The sequence below is a fragment of the Chromobacterium sp. ASV23 genome (genome assembly GCF_016428945.1).
Classification (GTDB): Bacteria; Pseudomonadota; Gammaproteobacteria; order Burkholderiales; family Chromobacteriaceae; genus Chromobacterium; species Chromobacterium sinusclupearum.
This window is the reverse complement of sequence record NZ_JAELTR010000109.1, coordinates 1-4606: the sequence shown is the minus strand read 5'-3', so window position 1 is coordinate 4606 and position 4606 is coordinate 1. Positions and strand designations below refer to the sequence as shown.

The 4606-nt window shown below is 60.3% G+C and carries 5 protein-coding genes; all 5 read left to right on the top strand.

What is annotated here, in order from left to right; translation table 11 throughout:
* Window positions 1–1058 (top strand): DUF823 domain-containing adhesin (locus JHD59_RS21570; RefSeq protein ID WP_199155774.1); only part of this gene is annotated, 1058 nt, incomplete at its 5' end.
* A 71-nt stretch (window positions 1059–1129) separates the two neighbouring features.
* On the top strand, window positions 1130–1354 hold the full coding sequence (locus JHD59_RS21565; protein ID WP_199155773.1) for a hypothetical protein: 225 nt from the start codon (window positions 1130–1132) through the stop codon (window positions 1352–1354).
* A complete protein-coding gene (locus tag JHD59_RS21560) occupies window positions 1351–1830 on the top strand; it encodes an FxLYD domain-containing protein (protein ID WP_199155772.1) in 480 nt (159 codons plus the stop codon). Before JHD59_RS21565 ends, JHD59_RS21560 begins: the two co-directional genes overlap by 4 nt.
* A gap of 37 nt (window positions 1831–1867) precedes the next feature.
* A complete protein-coding gene (locus tag JHD59_RS21555) occupies window positions 1868–3142 on the top strand; it encodes an EAL domain-containing protein (RefSeq protein ID WP_199155771.1) in 1275 nt (424 codons plus the stop codon).
* Window positions 3139–3783, top strand: a complete 645-nt coding sequence (locus JHD59_RS21550) for a response regulator transcription factor (RefSeq protein WP_199155770.1) — start codon at window positions 3139–3141, stop codon at window positions 3781–3783. Before JHD59_RS21555 ends, JHD59_RS21550 begins: the two co-directional genes overlap by 4 nt.
* Window positions 3784–4606 lie beyond the last annotated feature (823 nt).

The following is a 4606-nucleotide window of genomic DNA, read 5'->3' as shown; positions in this document are numbered from 1 at the left end:
AGCCGATCGATCCGTCTGCCAAGCCGGTGGTGAAGGCATTGAAGGTCAAGGGTCCGCTCGAAGTGGGCAAGGACCTGACCGGTACTTACCAGTTTGATGCCAACAACGGCAACGGTACCGACAAGTCGACGTTTGCCTGGGGCGAGAAGGGCAAGACCGATGCGGCCAAGGGTGAAGTGATTGCCCAGTCGGGCGTCGTGCCGGCGCACACCATCGTGGCGGCGGATGCCGGCAAGGTGCTGGAAGTGGGCGTGCAGGCGAAGAACGGGGCCAATGCGGTGGGTAACACCGTCAAGGTGGCGACCGATGGTTCGATGTCTGAGAACGAAGGCGGCGGCAACGAAACCGAGGGCGGCGACAACGGCAAGCCGCTCGATCCGAATGCCAAGCCGCAGGCGCGGAACCTGACCATCAGCGGCAAGGCTGAGGAAGGCGAGACGTTGAATGCCAGCTACCAGTTCATGGCTAACGGCGGCAATAGTACCGACAAGTCGGTCTATGCCTGGGGAACAAAGGGCAGCACGGCGGCAGTGGTGGCGCCGGCCGGAGGCGGCAACCTAGTGCCAAGCAGCGGCAAAGTGCAGGCCTATAAGCTGGGTTCGGCCGACCTGGGCAAAATCATGGAGGTTTCGGTGAAGCCGGTTAATGGCCTGGGCGTCAGCGGCAGCACGGCGACTCAGTTCATGAGCGAGGCGGTGAAGCCCAACGTGGATACCGATGCGCCGGTATTGAACGTACCGGATATTGGAGATTTCGTATTGATGTCGAAAAAGGACGATAGCAAGAGACAGAACTGGTCCGGAGCGGACAAACTATGTAAAGACAGCGGTATGCGCTTGCCAACAAAAGACGAGCTAGTGAGCCTGTACAAGCGCTATCCGGGTAATGCCATCAACACTGTTTACGGTTGGCCGACGGGCGGTACCAGCGGTGGCAACAGCGGCTACTGGTCGTCCACGCCCAACGACCGCGGCGGCCACTACCACGTCTACCTGGACAACGGCAACGTCTACGGCAGCACCGACAGCTACATCACTCGTCTGGCGTGTGTCCGCTAGAACTTGATTCTTGTTTCTTGATACTTTGTTTTCCCGCCGGGCGTGAGCCTGGCGGGGCTTTGGGGAGAACGATGGGTTTGCAATGGAGTGAGCGTTTGGCCGTACAGCAGCACGATAGCGGCATCGTGTTGTTTCGTGAAGGTTTGTTTGCTCGGATGTATGAGGTAGGCGCGTGGCGTTTTGTTCGCCAAGTGCGGCCATTGAAAATCTCGGTGCGGCGGATCACGGCATGGCAGCGGCGCGGCGGCTGGCCGCTGGGGCCAGGCCATGCGGCAAGGAAAGGAAGGACAGCATGAGGCGGCAAACGGAGAACATGACGCGTCGGCGGCCGGCGCGGCGGTTTATGGTGCTGGCGCTGTGCGCTAGCATGATGGGTGTGGCGGCCGCGCCGGCGCAGGCGGAGGCCAAGCCGCATTTATTGTTTCATATGGGAGTGGGCGCCAATGGCCAGTTTGTGGTGAAGGGCACCATCCAGAACCAGGGCGACCAGCCGGTGGACCATGGTTATGTGGTGGTGTCCATGCGCGATGCGGCCTGCCATCCGCTGGGCGACCGCCTGCAGGCGTTTGGCCCGGTGGCGCCGGGCCAGAAGCTGGGGTTTGAGGTGCCGGTGGACGGCAAGCTGGCTGGCTACCGCCTGACCGCCTTCAAGGCGTTTGACGATATGGGCTTTGAGCTGCCGGCCAGCGATGATACGTCCAGGATCATCCAGGCGCGGGAGGCGGAGGAACGCAAGGCCTGCAGCCTGGCGCGGGACGGGCGGAACCATTGAGCCTATGGTAGTGGAAGGGGCTTGGCTGGGCGCGGTGATGAAAAGGTATCCTGAGATGGATGTGTCGGAACTGAAGGTGTTGGTGGTGGATGATCACCCGGTGGAGCGCGAGCATGTCCGGCGTTTGTTGCGCAAGGCCGGCATTGCCCAGCCGCGCCTGCATCCCAGCCCGCGCGCTGCCGTGGATTGCTGCTGCCGCGACGCCGCGGACCTGGTGATTTGCGACATCATGATGCCGGGCGGCGGCGGCAGCGAGCTGGTATTGCTGCTGCGCGAACGTTTCCTCAACGGCCAATTGGCCCGGCTGCCGGTGCTGGCCTGGTTGAGCTCTGTGGACAGCGTCATGTTGTTTTCCCATATGCGCATGGCGCAGGAGGCGGGGTTTGACTGCGTCAAGGTGATGTGCAAGCCCCTGCGCTTGCCGGAGTGCCAGGACACGCTGAGCGAGACGGTGGCCATCCTGCACGCCGGCGGTTTGCCGCGCGCCGCCCGCCCGGAGGCCCCGATTGATGCCGACACGGTGCGCGCCGCGCTGTTGCACAGCGATGAGTTTGAGCCGTGGTTTCAGCCGCAACTGAGCCTGGACGACGGCCGCTGCCAGGGCGCGGAAGCCTTGATCCGCTGGGTGCGCCCCGGCGTGGGCGTTTTGCCGCCATCGCGCTTCATCTCTTTGATTTCGGAACTGGGCCTTGAGGAGACCTTGTTCTTCCGCGTGGTGGAACAGGTGGCCGCCATGCAGCACCGCTTGCTGGCTGGCGGCATACAGCTGCCGATTTCGGTCAATGCTTCGGCAACGGTGTTGTCCGATCCGCAATTGCCGCAGCGGCTGGAGCGCTGCTGGCGCGAAGCCGGCCTGGCGCCGGCGCTGTTGAAGGTGGAGTTGACGGAAAATGTGCATATAGAGCACAGCGTGGAGCTGATGGTGGTATTGAACCGCTTGCGCGCCTGCGGCTTTGGATTGGCGATTGACGATTACGGCGTAGGCATTTCCACCTTGCGGATTCTGGCGGATATTCCGTTTACCGAGCTGAAGCTGGACCGCAGCTTTGTGCAGAACATGCAGAGCTCCGATGTGTGCCGGGAGCTGGTGCGTTCCGCCATCGAGCTGGGCCAGCGGCTGGGCATGACCGTGGTGGCCGAAGGCGTGGAAAATGAGGCGCAGCAAAGCATGCTGCAGGCCATAGGCTGCGTGGTGGGCCAGGGTTATGGCCTGTACCGGCCGATGCGAGGAGAGGAGTTGCTGGATTTGCTGCAATCGAATGCGGCATTGACCCGCGTTGCGGACAGGCAAGAGGCGAAAGGTAGGGGATGAGCAAGATCAAGCTGATGCTGCTGGATGATCACGATGTGGTGCGGGCCGGTTTTATGTTTTTTCTTTCCAAGCTGGACGATGTGGAGGTGCTGGGCAGCTTTGGCAGGGTGGCGGATCTGATCGCCGCCATGCGCGCGCAAGCGCCCGATGTGGTGTTGCTGGACTACGCGCTGGGCAAGGACGAGGTGGACGGTTTATTGCTGGTGCAGAGCCTGTGCGCGCGCTTCCCTTCCTGCCGGGTGTTGATTGTGTCGGCGCTGGATGTGCCGGCGGCCAAGCCGGTGCTGCAGCGCGCCGGCGCCCAGGGCTTTATCAACAAGTCCGCGTCCACCATGGACATCACCAAAGCCATACGCCTGGTGGCGTATGGCTATCAGTCCTGGCCGGACGACTTGCCCGGAGAGGGCGCGGACGATGCGGCGCCCATGCCTGGCGGATTTGGCATGGACGCTTTGCTGGCCAAGCTGTCTCCACGGGAGCGGGAGGTGATCCGTTGCTATCTGGATGGCATGTCGGTGTCGGAGATTGCGCAGAAGTTTGCCCGCAGCGTGAAGACCATCAGCACCCAAAAACAGGCGGCATTTGAGAAGCTGGGCATCAAATCAGACCGTGAGTTGTTTATGTTGAAGAATGACGTATAAGTCCTTTGCCAAACGCAAATAGAAAAGCCGGGTTAGCCCGGCTTTTTCTTTTTTTGTTTTAGGAAATATCTGCCCGGCAGGCTACGGCTATTTAAGAAGTGTCCGATTGCGCCAAATGGCGCCTGCTGCTGACAATGGCTGTGTACCGTTTGTCAAGTGGCAAACTTGTGATTGGATTGAATGTTTAGAAGGGTAGATATGATCTCTAAAAAATGGAAGCCGTCCACTGCGCATGGAAAAAAACTGTTGTTGGCGATGATGGTGGCCGGCGGTTTGGCCACCGGCTGCGCCAGCCCTCAGACCGGCCAGAATAAGGCTAGCGCTCATGCGGTTTCGGATAAGCAGCAAATCAATGCCGCCACCAAAGAAGTGCTGGATCGACTGTATGAGCAGACGCCAGAAGCTAAACAGATTGTATCCAAGGCTAAGGGCGTATTGGTGTTTCCCAAGGTGTTGGCCGCTGGCCTGATGGTGGGGGGCGAATATGGCCGCGGCGTGTTGAAAGTGAAAGGTCAGCCTCATAGCTATTACAGCACGATGACGGCATCGGTGGGTTTTCAAGCCGGTGCGCAATCCAAAGCCCAGGTGATCTTGTTCATGACGGATGAGGCGCTGAAAAACTTTCAAGAAAGCAAGGGTTGGACGGTAGGGGTGGATGCTTCCGTCGCTTTGATGAAAAAGGGCACTAACGGCCATATGGATTTGCGGCAAATGACCAAGCCGGTGCTGGGTTTTGTGATGACCAATGGCGGTCACTTATACACATCTGACGCTGCCGACGACAGCACGGAGGTGTAGGTAGGGGGGGGGGGGGGGGAGTGGG